We start from the raw sequence: 17352 nt of genomic DNA, 5'->3' as shown, positions 1-17352 counted from the left end.
GTACTCTTTCAGGCTCAGGTGGTCGCAGGCATGTTGGAAATAATTTCGTCGATCTCGTTGAACGATGGGCGGTCTTCCGACAGCAGCGCTTTGCGGGCAAACTCAACAGCCATGACGGGAACCTGACCCGAAATATGGGCCAGCAGACCTGCCTTCAACGACATGAAGTACTTGGACTCGGCCTGGTACATATTGCCCAGCGACTGCGCCATGGGTCCGAAAAAGCCATAGGCCACGAAAACGCCGAAGAACGTCCCCACCAGCGCGCCGCCGATCATGTGGCCGAGCACTTCAGGTGGCTCGGCAATCGCGCCCATCGTCTTGATCACGCCGAGCACGGCGGCCACGATACCCAGAGCTGGCGTACCGTCAGCGAGCGACTGCACCGCACTGACCAGTCGATGCTGTTCCTGATGGTGGGTCTCCAGTTCCTCGTCCATCAAGGCTTCCATCTCATGGACATTGTTGGAACCCAAGGTGACCATGCGCAAGTAATCACAGACGAACTCCACGGCGTGGTGATTTTTGGCGAAAGTTGGAAACCGCGCAAACAGCGTCGATTCATGAGGATTTTCAATATGCGGCTCAAGGGCTAGGATGCCCTTTGACTGTACCAACTTGTAGAGACTGAACTGCATCGCCAGCAGTTCGACATAGGCGGCCTTGTTGTATTTGGGCCCTTTCACCAGCGTTCCCATGGCACCCATTGTGCCCTTGATGATGGGTCCGGTATTGCCGATCACGAATGCCCCGATGGCGGCGCCGAGAATGATCACGTATTCCCACGGCTGCCAGAGCACTTCCAAGTGCCCGCCCATGGCCGCATAGCCGCCAAAGACACAGGCAAAAACGATCAGAATGCCGACAATCAGCCGCATGTCACTAAACTCTCACCTTTGACTCGTCGACAGCCGCATAGATTGGGCGTCAAACCGAGGGAGTGCCGGACCAGATTCTTGACGCATCCTGGCACCCCGTTGACATCACTATCAGGGCTTTGCCTTAACAGCGGGTAACTCTGGACCGAGATCGACCGCCGCAGGGCTCGGGCAATTAGCCGCAAATGCAAAGCAACGGGCGGCAAGTAACTGCCCCACCCTGGGTGATGCACCGTCAGGCCGGCGTCTTCATGCGCGGCTAATCAATTGCCTTGGCCGGATTTTCAAAGGCGGCAGCCAGTTCTTCCGACATCGGCAATTGCAGATTGATCCCATGCGGCTCTATCGGCATGGTGAACCACTTGTCGTAAAGGGGCCCGATTTCCCCTGTGGTGAATATCTCCACCAGGGCCGCGTTGACCGCATCCTCGAAGTCGGGGTCGTCGCGTCGCATCATCAGCCCGTAGGGCTCTGCAGCGCCCACCGTGTCCAGCGACAATTGATAGAGCTCCGGCTTTTCTGCATTCGCCACCAGGTTGGACAGCAGGATGCCATCCATGACAAAGGCCGAGACCCGACCGGTCGCCATCAGGGCAAATCCGGCCTCGTGATCCGGCGTCGGCATGACCGCAATGTTGAGACCCTGCTCCCGGCTGGTGGCATTGAGCTCACCAATCACGGTCGTCCCCGAGGTTGACGCCACGGTACGCCCCTTGAGATCGGCCACCACCCTCGGCCCTCCCTCCCTGAGCGCAACGAAACGGACTGCCGTGACGAAATGTGGATAGCTGAACGCCACGCTTTTGCGCCGCTCTGCATTATTGGTGCTGGCAACGCACTCGATATCGATCTGGCCATCCTGCAGCAGCGCTACCCGGTCGCTGGGTGTGCGGCGCACATAGGCGATCTCGAGCTTGTCCAGACCCAACTGCTTCTGCAGCAACTGGGTAATGCGTTCGCACAGATCTATGGAGTAGCCGATCGGCTTGCCGTCGGCCCACAAATAGGAGAACGGTGCGGCATCAGGACTGTAGCCGATCCGTAGCGTACCGGTTTCAGCGATGCGGGCCAAAGTCGATTCCGGCGCCTGGGCACGAGCCGACACTGCGGACGTCAGGAGCAGGCCAGCTACCAGGACAGTTTTGATCCAGGACAGGGTCATTACTGCAAATACTCCACAGGCTCACGGAAGGCCTCGGCCATGTCGTCCGACATGGGCAGGTTGAGATTGATGCCACTGGGCGGGATCGGTGCGGTAAACCACTTGGCATAGAGCGCGTTGATGTCGCCGCTGCCATAGAAGGCGCGCAGGGAGTCATTGACCAGGCTCTTGAATGCCGCATCGTCCCGCCGCAGCAGCAGCCCATAAGGCTCGGGGCGACTGAGTGTGTAGGTGGACAGTGCATACAGCGTTGGATCGGGCATTTCTGCGATCTTGGCCGCCAGCAGAATACCATCGGTCACGAAGGCCGATACCCGGCCGGCGACCACCATATCGAAAGCTTCGGCGGTGCTCTTGGTCGGCAGTACTGCGATATTGAGGTTCTGCTCCCGGTTCAGTGCATTGAGCTGTTCGATATTGACCGTGCCCGACGCAGCCGCGACGGTATGGCCAGCTAGGTCCTGCAGGCTCTCGATATTGTCTGCCCGACGCGTCATCACATGCGTCGCCGTCAGAAAATGCGGAAAGGAGAATTCGACCATCTCCCGGCGCTCGGCATTATTGGTGGTCGCCGCGCATTCCAGATCAATCGCACCCGTCTTGACCAGGATGAACCGGGTCGCCGGCGTCGCCACGACATAGGTGACAATGATGTCCTCGCGATCAAGCTCGGTGCGGATGCGGTCGACGATGCGCCGGCACAGATCGATCGAAAAGCCGATGACGCTGCCATCGGCATCCTCGAAGGAGAATGGCGGTTCACCCTGGCGATAGCCAATGGCGATGACGCCCGTGTCGGCAATCTTGGCCAAGGTGCCGCTCAAGACGGTTGGCTGTGCCGCAACCGGCAAGGTCATGGCCATGGCCATAGCCAGCAGCAGGGCCTGGGCTAGCTGTCTCATCCTATACCTCCAACACTATCGTCGACATCGCCAACCTGCCCCCGTCGCACCGGATCAAGACTCATACCGCGCCCCGGGTTCGTCTTGCCTTCAACCCGCGCACCGGCATCGTGGAAACGTCATCCAGCGCCAGCTCTGCCGCAGGCAATGGTCGCGAGAAATAGAAACCCTGCACATTGGTGCAGCCGGCCGCCTGCAGGATCGCCAGCTGCTCCTGGGTCTCCACGCCCTCTGCCGTGACATCCATGTGCAGTCCGTGCGCCAGCCCGGTAATGGCGGCGACAATGGCGCGGCAATTCTGCAGGCCGGCCAGATTGGCCACGAAGCTGCGGTCGATCTTGATCTTGCTGAATGGCAGGCTGACCAGATTGCTCAGCGACGCATACCCGGTGCCCAAATCGTCGAGCACGATGCCGATCCCCGTGGCCTGCAGTGAGCACAGCATGTCGATACTCTCAGCGCCCGCCAGCACCACGGTTTCCGTCACTTCCAGTTCAAGCCGCCCGGGCGGTAGGCCGGACCGCTGCAGGGTCCGCGCGATGGCCTCGGCCAGCCCCGCTTTCTGGATCTGCACCGGCGACAGGTTGACCGCCAGCCGATAGTGGTCGGGCCAGGTGGCAGCGTCGCGGCAGGCCCGGTCCAGGATCCACTGGCCAAGCGGCACGATCATGCCGGTTTCTTCGGCCAGCGGAATGAACTGGTCGGGCGGCACCATGCCGCGCTGCGGATGGCGCCAGCGCACGAGCGCTTCAAAACCGCAGGTGGTCATCGTCTTCAGGCTGACAATGGGCTGATAGTGCACTTCGAACTCGTCCCGCTGCAGCGCCAGCCGCAGGTCGAGCTCAAGCGCGTGCTGATCCTGCACCGCCATGTCCATGCCATTCTGGAAGAAGCTGAACAGTCCCCGACCGGAGGCCTTGGAGCGATAGAGCGCCAGATCCGCCTTTTTCAGCAGTTCGGTGGCCGCGTCGCCATGCAGCGGCGCACAGGCAATGCCGATACTGGTGCCCACCACGAGTTCCTGGCCATCAAGGGCAATGCCTGACGACACCGCGTCCAGCAGCCGCGTGGCGAGCCGGCGGGCCTCCAGCGCGGGGTTGCGTTCAACCTGCTGGATAATGGCAAATTCGTCGCCACCCAGCCGCGCCACCAGATCACCCGTCGCCAGCACCGCCACCAGGCGGTCAGCTATCGCCACCAGCAGGTTGTCGCCGCTCGCATGTCCCATCGTATCGTTGATGGACTTGAAGCGATCGAGATCCAGCATCAGCACATTGAACCGCTTGCCCGCGCCCAGGCCGGTGACGGCTTCTTCCAGCGTATGCATGAGCAGGACCCGGTTCGGCAGGCCCGTCAACGGATCGTGATGCGCCATATGCGCCAGATCAACGGCCATGTCCCGAATGTCACGCAGGTGACCGCGTTCGACCATGGCTTCGCGCAGCGTTTCAATCGCCACGGCCAGCTCGCCGATTTCGTCAGTGCGATGCTGGAAGGGCGTCGTCATGTCGGTCTGTTCACCGGCGATGCGCAGCGTGGCGCCGATCAGCGCCGGCACTGGCATGAACAGGCGGCGGGCCACCAGCACGCCGATGGTGCTGGTCAGACCGAGCACCAGGATCAGCACGATCAGCGAATTGCGCACCAGCTCGCCCTGGGCCCGCATGAGGTCGGGCTCGCGACCAATGCTGGTCACCACGGCGCCCAGCACCGTCCCGTCCGGCCTGACGATAGGCAGCAGGCCGACATAATGCCATTCGCCCTGCAGATAGGTCAGCCCGGTCGCGAACTGGCCCTGCTTTCCTTCGATACTGAACAGAGGGGCATCGTCCGCCAGCAAATCCGGCTGTTCCTCGGCACCCAGATACGTCGATGCGATACTGTCGAACGTGCCGCTGGCCGGATCGAAACCAAATATCCACGCCTCATTCTTGGTCTGTGCGCCGATCATTGCCAGCACGTCGCCAGGGTTGAATCCGGTATAGAGCACCGATGCATCGTCGCCGACCGGCCGATCCGTCACGATGCGGTTGACCTGCCCATTGGCGTCGGAGTCCACCGCGATATAGGTATAGATGCTGCGCAGCGCGGCGCTGGCGATCTGGGTATTGGTCCTGGCCTGTGCCCGCCAGCTCTCCTGCGCCGCGCTGGTGAACATGAGCCAACCCACCAGCGCGCCCAATCCATAGGCGAAGAACACCCCGACCAGCAGAATTGTGGTGATCTTGCCCAGCAGCGAGTTCCACCACCGGCGCGCCAGCCGCGGCGATCCGGCGCCCGCCGCGATGGGGCGATGGGTCGCTTCGACAGCAATGGTCTTGCCTTTTTGTGGCGTCTTGATCATCCAGTCACTGGTCTTCGGTCCCGGTCGGCGACCGGAGGCCGCACAACAATCTGCATTGCTCGCACTATCGGCTGAAATGGCTTACGATATCTTGAGCCCAAGCCCTGAACGTCACCATGATGAATGGCGTGCTAATGTCCCATACGGAGGCGGCAGCCGTCTCCTTACGGCCCCGGTGCCGGTGGACGGAACAACATCAATCGGTTCCACCCCTTCCCTTTCCCGCCCTTCTCCATTAGACAGCCCACTTAACCACCCCGACCAAGCCTTCCCCAAGCGCCGCAACGCCCAGTTGTCGTGCGCGTGTGGTGCGGGTGGCCTGAGCGCCGGGTGATTCTTTCCCGCCCGGCCCCTGCGTCCTAGAGCCGAGCGAGACCCATGCCAAAACGTACCGACATCAAATCGATCCTCATCATCGGTGCGGGTCCGATCATTATCGGACAGGCTTGCGAGTTCGATTATTCCGGCACCCAGGCCTGCAAGGCGCTCAAGGAAGAGGGTTACCGGATCATCCTGGTCAACTCGAACCCGGCCACGATCATGACCGATCCTGACCTGGCCGACGCCACCTATATGGAACCCATCACCCCTGAAGTGGTGGCCAAGATCATCGAAAAGGAGCGTCCCGACGCGCTGCTGCCGACCATGGGCGGCCAGACCGCGCTGAACTGCGCGCTCAGCCTGCGCAAGATGGGCATCCTCGAAAAATACAATGTCGAGATGATCGGCGCCACCGCCGATTCCATCGACAAGGCCGAAGACCGCGAGTTGTTCCGCGACGCCATGAAGAAGATCGGGCTCGAAACCCCGCGCTCCATGCTGGCGCATAACACCATTGAGGCGCTGCAGGCGCTTGAGGTCATCGGCCTGCCCTGCATCATCCGCCCCAGCTTCACCTTGGGCGGCACCGGCGGCGGCATTGCCTATAACCGCGAGGAATATCTCGCCATCGTCGAGAGCGGCGTCGATGCCAGCCCGACCAATGAAGTGCTGGTCGAGGAAAGCGTGCTCGGCTGGAAAGAGTACGAAATGGAGGTTGTCCGCGACAAGAAGGACAACTGCATCATCGTCTGCTCGATCGAAAACATCGATCCCATGGGCGTCCATACCGGCGATTCCATCACCGTCGCGCCGGCCCTGACGCTGACCGACAAGGAATACCAGATCATGCGCGACGCCAGCCTGGCTGTGCTGCGCGAGATCGGCGTCGAGACCGGCGGCTCCAACGTGCAGTTCGGCATCAACCCGGCCGATGGCCGCATGGTGGTGATTGAAATGAACCCGCGCGTCTCGCGGTCTTCCGCCCTAGCGTCGAAAGCGACCGGCTTCCCCATCGCCAAGGTGGCGGCGCGCCTGGCCGTTGGCTACACGCTCGACGAGCTGGACAATGACATTACCGGCGGCATGACCCCGGCCAGCTTCGAGCCCAGCATCGACTATGTCGTGGTCAAGATCCCGCGCTTTGCCTTCGAGAAATTTCCCGGCGCCGACAATCGCCTGACCACCTCGATGAAGTCGGTCGGCGAGGCCATGGCCATTGGCCGTACCTTCCAGGAAAGCCTGCAAAAGGCACTGCGCAGTCTCGAAACCGGCCTCACCGGCCTCAACGAGATCGGCATTCCCGGCCTCGGCGAAGGCGAAGACAAGAACGCCATCAAGGCCGCGCTCGGCACCCCGACGCCAGATCGCCTGCTGCACGTGGCCGAGGCCATGCGCCTGGGCATGAGCCTGGAAGACATTCACGAGGCCTGCAAGATCGATCCCTGGTTCCTCGAGCAGATGCAGGGCATCATCGACATGGAAGCCAAGGTCCGTGAGTTCGGCCTGCCCCAGGATGCCGTCAATCTGCGCGCCCTCAAGGCCATGGGCTTTTCCGATCCGCGCCTGGCCCAGCTGGCCAACCTCAAGGCCTCCGACGTACGCAAGCTGCGCCATACGCTCGACGTGCGGCCGGCCTTCAAGCGCATCGATACCTCGGCGGCCGAATTCGCCTCGCCGACGGCCTATATGTACTCGACCTATGAAGTGCCCTTTGCCGGCGCAGTGGCCGACGAATCGCGGCCATCGGACCGCAAGAAGGTGGTCATCCTGGGTGGCGGACCGAACCGCATCGGCCAGGGCATCGAGTTCGATTACTGCTGCTGCCATGCCGCCTTCGCCCTGGCGGACGCCGGCTACGAAACCATCATGATCAACTGCAATCCGGAAACCGTGTCGACCGACTATGACACCTCCGATCGCCTCTATTTCGAGCCGCTGACCGAAGAAGACGTCATCGAAATCCTCGAACGCGAAAAGCAGAACGGCACGCTGCATGGCGTGATCGTCCAGTTTGGCGGCCAGACCCCGCTCAACCTGGCCGAGGCCGTGCAGAAGGCCGGCGTGCCGATCCTGGGCACCCAGCCCGACTCCATCGATCTGGCCGAAGACCGCGACCAGTTCTCCAAACTGCTCAACCGGCTGGAGCTGACCCAGCCCAAGAACGGCATTGCCTATAGCCTCGAACAGGCGCGCATCGTGGCCGAACGCCTCGGCTATCCGCTGGTCATCCGCCCCTCCTACGTGCTGGGCGGCCGGGCCATGGCCATAGTGCACTCGTCCAACGAGTTCGAGCGCTATGTGCAGGATACCCTGACGGGCCTCGTGCCGCCGCACATCATGCTGCGCTATCCCAATGACAAGACCGGCCAGATCAACTCGGTGCTCTCCGACAACCCGCTGCTGTTCGACGCCTATCTTTCCGGCGCCACCGAAATCGACGTTGACTGCCTGTGCGACGGCAAGGACGTCTTCGTCGCCGGCATCATGGAGCACATCGAAGAGGCCGGTATCCACTCGGGCGACAGCGCCTGCTCGCTGCCGCCGCAAAATCTGAGCCCCGAGGTCATCACCGAGCTCAAGCGCCAGACCGCCGAGCTCGCGTTTGCCCTCAAGGTCGGCGGCCTGATGAACGTGCAATATGCGCTCAAGGACGGCATCATCTACCTGCTCGAGGTCAATCCACGCGCCAGCCGTACCGTGCCCTTCGTGGCCAAGGTGATCGGCGAACCGATCGCCAAGATCGCCAGCCGCATCATGGCCGGCGAGAGCCTTGCCAGCTTTGGCCTGGTGGAAAAGAAGTTCAAGCATATCGCCGTCAAGGAAGCCGTCTTCCCGTTCAACCGCTTCCCCGGCGTCGACACCGTGCTTGGCCCCGAAATGAAGTCGACCGGCGAGGTCATCGGCCTTGATGTCGACTTTGCCATGGCCTTCGCCAAATCCCAGATCGGCGCCGGCTCCAAGGTCCCCACCAGCGGCGCTGTTTTCATCTCGGTGCGCGATCAGGACAAGCAGTATATCGTCGACATGGCCCGCCATCTCGTCGAAGGCGGCTTCACCATCCTGGCTACCGGCGGCACCCAGCGCTACCTGGTCGACAACGGCATTGCCGCCACCAAGATCAACAAGGTGCTCGAGGGCCGTCCGCACATCGTGGATTCGATGAAGAATGGCGGCGTGCAGCTGGTTATCAACACCACCGACGGCATGAAGTCGATCAGCGACAGCCGCGACATCCGCCGCACCGCCCTGTTTGGCAAGATCCCCTATTACACCACCATCGACGGCGCTTTGGCCGCGGTAGAAGGCATTGTCGCGCTGCAAAAGGGCAATCTGACCGTCCGCTCGCTGCAGAGCTATTTCGCGGACTAAAAACAAAACGGGGCGCCGCTTTTCAGCGACGTCCCGATCTCATGCCACGCCCCGCCTAGCGAGGGTCGTTTGCGAAAAACGTAGCCACTTCGGCCAGTGCGCCCTCCACTGCGGAATCGTCCACATCCAGATGGGTCACCCAGCGCTGCTGGCCATAGCGGCCGGTGATGCCGATGCCGCGTGAGCCGAGGAAATCGGTAAAGCGCTGGCCGATCTCGGCCTCCATATCGACAAAGACGATATTGGTATCGGGCATGGTGACACGCAGGTCCGGATGGACGGCTAGACCCTCCGCCAGCCGCCGGGCACGGCGATGGTCATCACCCAGACGGTCGATATTGTGATCGAGGGCATAAAGCCCAGCCGCGGCCAGAATGCCGGACTGGCGCAGGCCACCGCCCAGCATCTTGCGGTGCCGGCGGGCCTTGTCGATCAGGTCCTGCCGGCCGACCAGTACCGAGCCTATCGGTGCGCCAAGCCCCTTGGACAGGCAGATCGAGACGCTGTCGAACGGCGCGGTAAAGGTCTTGATATCTGCGTCCAGCGCCACACAGGCATTGAACGCCCGCGCGCCATCCAGATGCAGCCCCAGCCCATGCCGCACGGCAATCTCGGCGACATCCGCCATATAGCTGATCGGCAGCACCTTGCCGCCAAAGGTGTTCTCCAGCGCGATGACCCGCGTCGTGGCAAAATGGCTGTCACCCGACTTGATCGCACCCTCGATGTCACCAAGATCCATCGTACCGTCGGGCTGATGCGCAATCGGCTGCGGCTGGATCGAGCCGAGCACGGCCGCGCCGCCCGCCTCGTATTTGTAACAATGGGCATGCTGCCCGGCGATGAATTCATCGCCGCGACCGCAATGGCTCATCAGGGCCAGCAGATTGGATAGCGTGCCGGACGACACATATATCGCCGCGTCCTTGCCCAGCATGGCCGCCATCCGCTGCTCCAGCCGGTTGACGGTGGGGTCGTCGCCGAACACGTCATCGCCCACCTCCGCCTCGGCCATGGCCTGGCGCATCCCTGCTGAGGGGCGGGTGACGGTATCGGAGCGAAAATCGTGGCGGAGCGTATTCATTATGCGTTCACAGTCGTGTTCAAATGGCGACGAACCAGCCTATCTGCTGCCCCCCATCCTGCCTATCGCTCAGGCCGCGACATCCCCACCTGCATCCGCGCCGTCATTGGCGGCGCTGACATCGATCGGCGGTTTGCGGGCCACGACCAGGATGCCGTTGATCGGCGCGCCGCGGTCGAGCCGCAGCACAACGGTCTCAAACCGCAGGATTTCCAGCCCTGACAGCACCACAGCATCGCGCGTCGCCTTGATCCCATGCGCATAACGCAGCGACGGCCGTAGGAACACCGCCTCCTCGCCCTCATGGGCCTCCAGCGAAAAGGCCACCAAGCCACCAGGCATCAAGGCCGGCACCAGCGCCGCCAGCACTGGCTGCAACGCGCCGCAATAGATGAAGACGTCAGCCGCCGTCACCAAGTCCGCATCCGCCCGGCGAGCGCTAAGTGCCGCCACCAATTCAGCTTTATCGAGACGATCATAGATGCCCTTGCGGGCCGTCTCGGCAATCATGGCAGCGGAAATATCGATGCCTTCGAGATGGCCAACCTTGCCGCGCAGCCGCTCGCCCATCAGCCCGGTCCCACAGCCGAGGTCGAGCCCGCGCGCAAAGCGGTCAATGCCCAAACGGGCCATTTCCGCGGCCACCAGGTCATCCAGCATCTCCGGCACGCGATAGCCCAGCCGACCGACGAGAGAATTTTCGAACTTCGGCGCATATTGGTCAAACAGCGCCTCGACATAGCTCACGGCCGTGCCCTCGCCAGCCGGGCCGGCGCCATGCACGGCCAGTTTCAGCCGGGCACCGAAGACCCCGGCATCGTCCAGTGCTTCCAGATGTCGCCAGGCCGATATCGCCCCGGCAACGTCGCCCTGCCGGTCGTGGTAGTCCCCCAGCAGATCCCAGCCCGCAGCCCAGTCGGGCACCAGTTCAAGGGCCTGGCTCATGAGGTCGGCGGCAGCCGCGAACTCGCCATCGCGGGCGAGCGACCGCGCATAGTCGGCGCGGCGATCGGCGATCACATCGCCCGAAGTATAGGACGTCTTGGTCAAGACGATGATCTCTATGAGGTGACCGGTCATATCCCCCGGCGCGCCGGGATGTGCAGCAATTCCAGCCCGATTGCAAGCGCATCACAGCACCCGCCATGCTCTGGTTTGCAGGATCGATCTTTCCACCAGTCAGTTTTGCGCTGTCGTACCTTTGTGCAGTTACGTGCCTCACGGATTTGTGACACGACGCCACTGGATACGGCTGACACTCGTTGCACGGCCATTCCATCGCGCGTCAGCGCCGGGTTGCCTGATCAGGCGTAAATACTTGACGACGTTTGCATTTCCCCCGACGAGAACAGTGTTCCCGCCGGGCTTTTTGTCGTGGCCTTAGAGATATTGAACGGCATTTCTTTTGGCGCTAAGATCGGTGGATCGAATATTGCGGCCGACTGATCTGATTATGCGAACTTCCATTCGCCTCTGCTGACGTCAATTTCCGATACTCGATATCACTAAAGGTCGCGGCCAATAGTGGCCACGACTGCCTACCAGCAGACTGCACGAGGGAACGCGCATCATGGCAACTGGCACCGTAAAGTGGTTCAACGGCCAAAAAGGCTATGGCTTCATTCAGCCGGACGAGGGTGGGGCGGACGTATTCGTCCACATCTCCGCTGTCCAGCGCTCGGGACTCAATGGTCTCGATGAAGGCCAGAAGGTCAACTACGAGATCGTCAAGGACAAGCGGACCGGGAAGTCCGCCGCCGACGAACTGACCAGCGCCTGAACATAGGCGCACGAAGCAAGGGGGCGCATCTACTTGGAGGTGATGCGTCCCTTTTGCTTGCCGGGCCGAGGCTAGATGCGGCCGAGTTCTTCGGTGCGCTTGCGGGTGGCGCTGACCGTTCGGTCCATCAGGTCCGTCAGTCCCGGCTCTCCCATCAGCACAGCCAGGCCTGCCGCCGTCGCGCCCTTGGGCGAGGTGACATTCTCCCGCAGCACCGACGGCGCAATGTTGCCGGCATCCATCAGCGCCGCAGCCCCGATTATCGTGCCCCGCGCGAGTTGCTCGGCGACGGCATCGGGCAGGCCCTGCCGCTTGCCGGCGGCGGCAAGCGCTTCAACCATATGAAAGACATAGGCCGGGCCGGAACCGGAGACCGCTGTCAGCGCATCCAGCTGGGCTTCCTCGTCCAGCCAGACCACCATGCCGGAGGCGGCGAACAGCGCGTCTATCGAGATGCGGTCCTCGGCGGTCACATCGGGACCAGGCACGACGCCGGTAATGCCCTTGCGCACCTGCACCGGCGTATTGGGCATGGTGCGCACAACGCGCTGCGTGCCGGCCTTGCCCGCCAGGCGGGCCAGATCGATCCCGGCGGCAATCGACACCACAAGCGTATGCGGCGCAATCACGGGCGCCAGCGACTCCAGCACGCCATCCATCACCTGCGGCTTGACCCCGACCACCAGCACATTGGGTGTGAGCCCGCTGGCCTGGCTGCTCAGCGTCAGGCCGAAATCCTCGGCCAGTTGCAGCAGCGCCTCGCCAGGCCGGGGATGAACGATAACCAGGTTGCCGGGCGGCAAGCCGGCATCCAGCCAGCCGCGGGCCAGCGCCACGCCCATCTTGCCAGCGCCCACCAGCATGATCGGACCAATTTTACCCAGAGCCTGACTCACGCCTCGCCCACCGTCTCGAACATCACATGACTCAACGCATCAGCGGCGGACTTGCCGGCCCAGACCACGAATTGGAAGGCCTGGTAATACAGATCGCAGCTATCGGTGGCAGAGCGCAGCAGCGCTTCGCATTGCTGCGGCGAGACGTCCGCGCCGCCCGTCATCAGATGCGAATTGCGGAACAGCACGACGCCTTCCTTGTTCCAGATATCGAAGTGACCGATCCAGAGCTGCTCGTTGATCAGCGAAATCAACTGCTTGATCTCGGCCCGGCGGCCTTCCGGAACCTTCAGATCGAAGGCGCTGGCAATGTGCAGGCTTTCCAGATCTTCCATCCAGTTGAACGACACGTGATAGTCACACCAGCCGCCGCGTACCGATATGGAAATCTCGTCGGCATCCTGCCGTTCGAAGGTCCAGTCGTTGATCGAGGCGATATGCTCGATAATGTCCACCGGGTGAACATTGCGATCGAGCTCGACTTGGATGAGTGACATTCCGTCTTCCGTCCTGGCAATGCGTAGAGTGGATGCATGCTGCCCGAGGGCTGGCAATTCCGGGTACTCAGGGAACTGTTTGCACGCACAAGGGCTTACGAATCGTCCTGATGAAATCAACCTACACGTGCCACTGATTCAGGGCACGCGACGCAGGCCGGGGACGACAATCTCTTGTGGATGATGATCGGGTGCTTAGGGTTAACAGGCTGTTAACATTGAGACGCTCTCAACCGCTGCTTTTGCGTCAGAATGGGGCGGAAGGGGCCCATCCGGAGGTCAGAACCTCGGCCCAGCCGTCAAAGCCATTGGCCACGGCCTGCGCCGCCGCTGCGTCATGATCATACTCCACCACGCGAAGCGCCGTGGACCATTTGCCCTGCCGCAGCTCGATCACGGCATAGCGCGCATCGGGTGAACCATGCACCAGCTGGAACCCTACCGCACCTGGATTGATGATGCGCCGCCCGTCCCGCAGCCGCACTGAGCGGGCCAGATGGGTGTGGCCGCATAGCATGATGGGGTAGTCGACGCCCGCGGCGGCCATGACGATGCTTTCCTCGCTGGGCAAGGTCATCGTACGGTCCGCGTAGAAGTCATCGATCCAGTGCTGCTCGTCACTGGCCGGCGTGCCGTGACAGAGGAAGATGTCGTCGTTGAACACCGCCGTCGCCGGCAATGCCGCAAGCCATTGGTGCTGTTGCCGGCTCAGTCGGCTGGCGGCGAACTGATCAACCTTGCCCTGCCCTTGAGCACGCGGTTCAACCACCCATCGATCATGATTGCCCGAAATGATCGGCCCATCGAGGGTCATCAAGCGCTCGGCGACGCCAGCGGGGTCCATCGGACCGCTGACATGATCGCCCAGGCAGAGCGTGGCATCCACGCCCTGGGTCGCGATATCTGCCAGCACGGCATCAAGCGCCAGCGCATTGCCATGCACATCCGAAAGGACGGCGACGCGCATGGTTAGTTGGCTTTGCCCGAACCGGTCTTGAGCGCGGCGATGTCCTTGCGCAGGGCATCGATCTCTTCGCCCTGCACCTGCACCAGTTCGCGCAGCGCATCGAAATCCTCGCGCTTGACCAGATCCATATCGGCAACAAGGCGCTGGACCTGCGACTTGACCGCAGTTTCGACTTCCCGGCGCACACCATCGGCAACGCCGGCGGCCTCGTTCATCACGCGCCCGAGGCCGTCAAAGATCTTGTTGCTCTGGTTCATTGCGCACCCGTCTGGTTGGCCTGTTTGACTTGATACTTAGGTGATGGGTGCTCACTTGACCAGAGCGAGCGAAGCGGCAATGGTCCGGCCGATTGCCGCAGGAGCCCACGCGTGCCCTTTCCCGATATCGATCCGATTGCCTTCGCCATAGGCCCTTTTGCCGTCCGCTGGTATGCCTTGGGCTACCTTGTGGGGACCGGCCTGGGCGCTGCCTATGGCTATCTGCTGCTGGCCAATAGCCGCCTCTGGCTCAAGGGCGAACCGCCCTTCAAGGCGGACGATATTTGGGACTTCGCCTTCTGGACCATGCTGTCGATCGTTTTGGGCGGCCGCATCGGCTATGTGCTGTTCTACAACCTGGCCTTCTACCTCGCCAATCCGGGCCAGATCCTCAACACGCTTGATGGCGGCATGTCCTATCATGGCGGCATGCTCGGGCTGATGCTGGCCGTGGTGCTGTTCACCCGCGCCAAGGGCAATGGCAACTGGCTGAGCGGGCTCGACCTGATCGCCGCGGTCAGCATCATCGGCATCTTCCTCGTCCGCATCGCCAATTTCATCAATGCAGAGCTCTATGGCGCCCCCACCACCCTGCCCTGGGGCGTGATCTTTCCCACCGACCCCGAGCAACTGCCACGCCACCCCAGCCAGCTTTACGAGGCCGCGCTGGAGGGCCTGCTGCTGTTCCTGGTCATCCGCGTCTTCACCCACGTGTTCTACAGCCTGCGCCGTCCGGGCCTGGTCGCCGGCATCTTCGGCATCGGCTACGGCCTGTCCCGCATCGCCGTAGAATTCGTCCGCCTGCCCGACGCCCAGCTTGGCTATCTCTATGGCGGCTGGCTGACCATGGGCATGTTGCTGAGCCTGCCCATGGTCATTGGCGGTATCGCCCTGGTGACCTATGCGGCGACCCGCAAGCAGAACATATTGCGAGCCTGACATGACCGACCAGCCCGCCCCCACCCTGCCCGAACTCATCGACATGCAGATCCGCACCACCGGACCGATGTCGGTGGCCACCTATATGGGCCTGTGCCTGACCCACCCCACCAAGGGCTATTACAAGGGCGCCGACCCCCTGGGCGCCGCCGGCGACTTCATCACTGCCCCCGAAATCAGCCAGATGTTCGGAGAACTGATCGGCTTCTTCATCGTCACGCTCTGGCAGCAGATGGGTAGCCCACGCGAATTTACCCTGCTCGAGCTCGGGCCCGGCCGCGGCACGCTGATGGCCGATGTGCTGCGCGTCGCCTGCCGCGCCGAGGGGTTTCGCGATGGCCTTGATCTGTGTCTGTTTGAAACCAATGCGGCCCTGATCGTCGAACAGAACGCGCGCCTCGAAGCCTATGGCGCCAGGTGGATCGACGGGTTCGACAAGGTGGGCCCGGGGCCGCTTCTGGTCGTCGCCAATGAGTTCTTTGACGCCCTGCCGATCCGCCAGTTTGTCCGGGCCGAGGATGGCTGGCATGAACGCATGGTCGGCACCAATAATGGTCGCCGCGTCTTTGGCCTCAATCCCACGCCCATCCCCGCATCGGCCATGCCGCAAACGCTGGCCGAGGCCGAAATCAACGCCGTGCTGGAAGTCGGCCTGGCCAGCGGCGAAGTGATGAACCGGCTCGCCACCACCGTCTCCACCCAGGGCGGGGCGATCCTGGCCATCGACTACGGCTATGCCCGCACCCAGACAGGCGAGACCCTGCAGGGCGTGCGCCGCCACCAATATGCCGACGTGCTCGATGCCCCCGGCGAGGTGGACATTTCCGCCCATGTCGATTTCGAGGCCTTGGGCACCGTTGCCAGCCGCGCCGGCCTCGCCGTCGAGCCTCTGGCTACCCAGTCACAGTTTCTCACCCGCATGGGCATCAATGAGCGCACCAGTGCCCTCATTGCCGCCAATGCCGGCATGGCGGAGGAACTTTCGGCCGCCAAGGCACGGCTGATCGGCCCCGACCAGATGGGCAATCTGTTCAAGGTCTTCTGCGCCGCCAGCCCCGGCCTGCAGCCACCCGGATTTGCCTGATGTCGACCCTTTATGAAACCAGCCCCGCGCTGACCAGATTGCGACACGGGTTTTTCGGCCGGCATGGCGGCAGCTCGGCCGGGGTCTATGCCCGCAACAATATGTCCTTCACCACCGGCGACGACACCGCCCCGGTCGCGGCCAACCGCGCCGGCGTCGCTACCGCGCTTGGTTATGACCCCGCCGACCTCGTCATTCTGAAGCAGACCCATTCGGCCACCGTCCATGTCGTGACCGGGCGCTTGCCCGCAGATGCGGTGATCGAGGCCGACGGCATGGTTACCAACCGGACTGGGCTTCTGCTCGGCATTCTGACCGCCGACTGCACCCCGATCCTGTTTGCCGACCTCGAGGCCGGAATCATCGGCGCCGCCCATGCCGGCTGGCGCGGCGCGGTTGACGGCATCATCGGCAATACCATTGCCGCCATGCTGGCCCTCGGCGCCCGGACCGACCGCATCGTCGCGGCCATCGGCCCGACAATTTCGGGGCCGAACTATGAAGTCGGCCCGCAATTTGCCGCCGACCTGCTTGCCGCCCATCCGCAGGCGGGCAACCGCATCAGCATTCCCGCCGGCGGGGTCGAGCACTTTGACCTGCCGGGATTTGTCGCCGACTGCCTGACCGCCGCCGGCATTGGCGCCATTGATCGTGTCGGCGCCTGCACCTATGCCCATCCCGAGCGCTATTTCTCCCATCGCTACGCGACTCACCACGACATCAAGACCGGGCGGCAGGTGGCGGTCATCGGTCTCACGTAATTCTTTACCTATCGGCCAATTGCGGCGTTGCGAGTCCGGGAGGGACTCGCTAAAGCTGCGGCGAAACTGGAAGGCCTCGCTCCGCGCGGCCGGTTGAGACAGGATCGCGCC

Annotated in this window: 15 protein-coding genes; 5 read left to right on the top strand and 10 right to left on the bottom strand. The window is 62.6% G+C overall.

What is annotated here, in order from left to right; genetic code table 11:
* Positions 1-14: 14 nt before the first annotated feature.
* The 4 genes from motA to GDR53_RS13585 all read right to left on the bottom strand — a co-directional run bounded on the left by motA (position 15) and on the right by GDR53_RS13585 (position 5286).
* Complete coding sequence (gene motA, locus GDR53_RS13600; RefSeq protein WP_193335012.1) at positions 15-878, bottom strand: flagellar motor stator protein MotA; 864 nt, start codon at positions 876-878, stop codon at positions 15-17.
* Positions 879-1137: 259 nt separating this feature from the next.
* Positions 1138-2040, bottom strand: a complete 903-nt coding sequence (locus tag GDR53_RS13595) for an amino acid ABC transporter substrate-binding protein (protein WP_193335011.1) — start codon at positions 2038-2040, stop codon at positions 1138-1140.
* Positions 2040-2909 (bottom strand): amino acid ABC transporter substrate-binding protein, encoded by an 870-nt coding sequence (locus GDR53_RS13590; protein ID WP_232846827.1) that lies wholly within the window; start codon positions 2907-2909, stop codon positions 2040-2042. Before GDR53_RS13590 ends, GDR53_RS13595 begins: the two co-directional genes overlap by 1 nt.
* 94 nt (positions 2910-3003) lie before the next feature.
* Positions 3004-5286 (bottom strand): putative bifunctional diguanylate cyclase/phosphodiesterase, encoded by a 2283-nt coding sequence (locus tag GDR53_RS13585; RefSeq protein WP_193335009.1) that lies wholly within the window; start codon positions 5284-5286, stop codon positions 3004-3006.
* A 378-nt stretch (positions 5287-5664) separates the two neighbouring features.
* Here GDR53_RS13585 and carB point away from each other — a divergent pair, with 378 nt between their 5' ends.
* Positions 5665-8976 carry a carbamoyl-phosphate synthase large subunit gene (carB, locus tag GDR53_RS13580; protein ID WP_193335008.1) on the top strand — a complete coding sequence of 1104 codons (3312 nt, stop codon included), beginning with the start codon at positions 5665-5667 and terminating at the stop codon, positions 8974-8976.
* Positions 8977-9031: 55 nt separating this feature from the next.
* On the opposite strand, the gene ltaE is transcribed toward carB, so the two are convergent.
* A complete protein-coding gene (gene ltaE, locus GDR53_RS13575; RefSeq protein WP_193335007.1) occupies positions 9032-10060 on the bottom strand; it encodes a low-specificity L-threonine aldolase in 1029 nt (342 codons plus the stop codon).
* Between the two features lie 69 nt (positions 10061-10129).
* Entirely contained in the window at positions 10130-11140 is a 1011-nt protein-coding gene (locus tag GDR53_RS13570) for a methyltransferase (protein ID WP_193335006.1), read from the bottom strand.
* A gap of 490 nt (positions 11141-11630) precedes the next feature.
* On the opposite strand from GDR53_RS13570, the gene GDR53_RS13565 reads away from it, so the two are divergent.
* Entirely contained in the window at positions 11631-11840 is a 210-nt protein-coding gene (locus tag GDR53_RS13565) for a cold-shock protein (protein WP_193335005.1), read from the top strand.
* Between the two features lie 71 nt (positions 11841-11911).
* Here the strand turns inward: GDR53_RS13565 and proC are convergent, their stop codons facing one another.
* The 4 genes from proC to GDR53_RS13545 form a co-directional block, all read right to left on the bottom strand.
* A complete protein-coding gene (gene proC / locus GDR53_RS13560) occupies positions 11912-12736 on the bottom strand; it encodes a pyrroline-5-carboxylate reductase (RefSeq protein WP_232846627.1) in 825 nt (274 codons plus the stop codon).
* Complete coding sequence (locus GDR53_RS13555; RefSeq protein ID WP_193335004.1) at positions 12733-13233, bottom strand: type III secretion system chaperone family protein; 501 nt, start codon at positions 13231-13233, stop codon at positions 12733-12735. Before GDR53_RS13555 ends, proC begins: the two co-directional genes overlap by 4 nt.
* Positions 13234-13480: 247 nt before the next feature.
* On the bottom strand, positions 13481-14200 hold the full coding sequence (locus GDR53_RS13550; protein ID WP_193335003.1) for a metallophosphoesterase family protein: 720 nt from the start codon (positions 14198-14200) through the stop codon (positions 13481-13483).
* 2 nt (positions 14201-14202) lie between these two features.
* Entirely contained in the window at positions 14203-14457 is a 255-nt protein-coding gene (locus GDR53_RS13545; protein WP_193335002.1) for an accessory factor UbiK family protein, read from the bottom strand.
* Positions 14458-14568: 111 nt separating this feature from the next.
* Here GDR53_RS13545 and lgt point away from each other — a divergent pair, with 111 nt between their 5' ends.
* Genes lgt through pgeF form a run of 3 tightly spaced genes read left to right on the top strand, consistent with a single transcriptional unit; the run spans position 14569 to position 17241 of the window.
* Positions 14569-15396, top strand: coding sequence for a prolipoprotein diacylglyceryl transferase (gene lgt, locus GDR53_RS13540; RefSeq protein WP_193335001.1), 828 nt, complete (start codon positions 14569-14571; stop codon positions 15394-15396).
* A gap of 1 nt (position 15397) precedes the next feature.
* A complete protein-coding gene (locus GDR53_RS13535; RefSeq protein WP_193335000.1) occupies positions 15398-16480 on the top strand; it encodes a class I SAM-dependent methyltransferase in 1083 nt (360 codons plus the stop codon).
* Positions 16480-17241, top strand: coding sequence for a peptidoglycan editing factor PgeF (pgeF, locus tag GDR53_RS13530; RefSeq protein ID WP_193334999.1), 762 nt, complete (start codon positions 16480-16482; stop codon positions 17239-17241). The genes GDR53_RS13535 and pgeF overlap by 1 nt, the downstream gene beginning before the upstream one ends.
* Positions 17242-17352: the final 111 nt, after the last annotated feature.

Origin of the sequence: Devosia beringensis, from assembly GCF_014926585.1 — a bacterium.
In the GTDB taxonomy this organism is placed as follows: Bacteria; Pseudomonadota; Alphaproteobacteria; order Rhizobiales; family Devosiaceae; genus Devosia; species Devosia beringensis.
The sequence above is the reverse complement of the archived record's forward strand: the minus strand, read 5'-3'. Positions and strand labels throughout refer to the sequence as shown.

Coding starts and splice junctions, on each gene's coding strand:
- motA (WP_193335012.1), bottom strand. CDS start 878: ATGCGGCTGATTGTCGGCATTCTGATCGTTTTTGCCTGTGTCTTTGGC.
- GDR53_RS13595 (WP_193335011.1), bottom strand. CDS start 2,040: ATGACCCTGTCCTGGATCAAAACTGTCCTGGTAGCTGGCCTGCTCCTG.
- GDR53_RS13590 (WP_232846827.1), bottom strand. CDS start 2,909: ATGGCCATGGCCATGACCTTGCCGGTTGCGGCACAGCCAACCGTCTTG.
- GDR53_RS13585 (WP_193335009.1), bottom strand. CDS start 5,286: ATGATCAAGACGCCACAAAAAGGCAAGACCATTGCTGTCGAAGCGACC.
- carB (WP_193335008.1), top strand. CDS start 5,665: ATGCCAAAACGTACCGACATCAAATCGATCCTCATCATCGGTGCGGGT.
- ltaE (WP_193335007.1), bottom strand. CDS start 10,060: ATGAATACGCTCCGCCACGATTTTCGCTCCGATACCGTCACCCGCCCC.
- GDR53_RS13570 (WP_193335006.1), bottom strand. CDS start 11,140: ATGACCGGTCACCTCATAGAGATCATCGTCTTGACCAAGACGTCCTAT.
- GDR53_RS13565 (WP_193335005.1), top strand. CDS start 11,631: ATGGCAACTGGCACCGTAAAGTGGTTCAACGGCCAAAAAGGCTATGGC.
- GDR53_RS13555 (WP_193335004.1), bottom strand. CDS start 13,233: ATGTCACTCATCCAAGTCGAGCTCGATCGCAATGTTCACCCGGTGGAC.
- GDR53_RS13550 (WP_193335003.1), bottom strand. CDS start 14,200: ATGCGCGTCGCCGTCCTTTCGGATGTGCATGGCAATGCGCTGGCGCTT.
- GDR53_RS13545 (WP_193335002.1), bottom strand. CDS start 14,457: ATGAACCAGAGCAACAAGATCTTTGACGGCCTCGGGCGCGTGATGAAC.
- GDR53_RS13535 (WP_193335000.1), top strand. CDS start 15,398: ATGACCGACCAGCCCGCCCCCACCCTGCCCGAACTCATCGACATGCAG.
- pgeF (WP_193334999.1), top strand. CDS start 16,480: ATGTCGACCCTTTATGAAACCAGCCCCGCGCTGACCAGATTGCGACAC.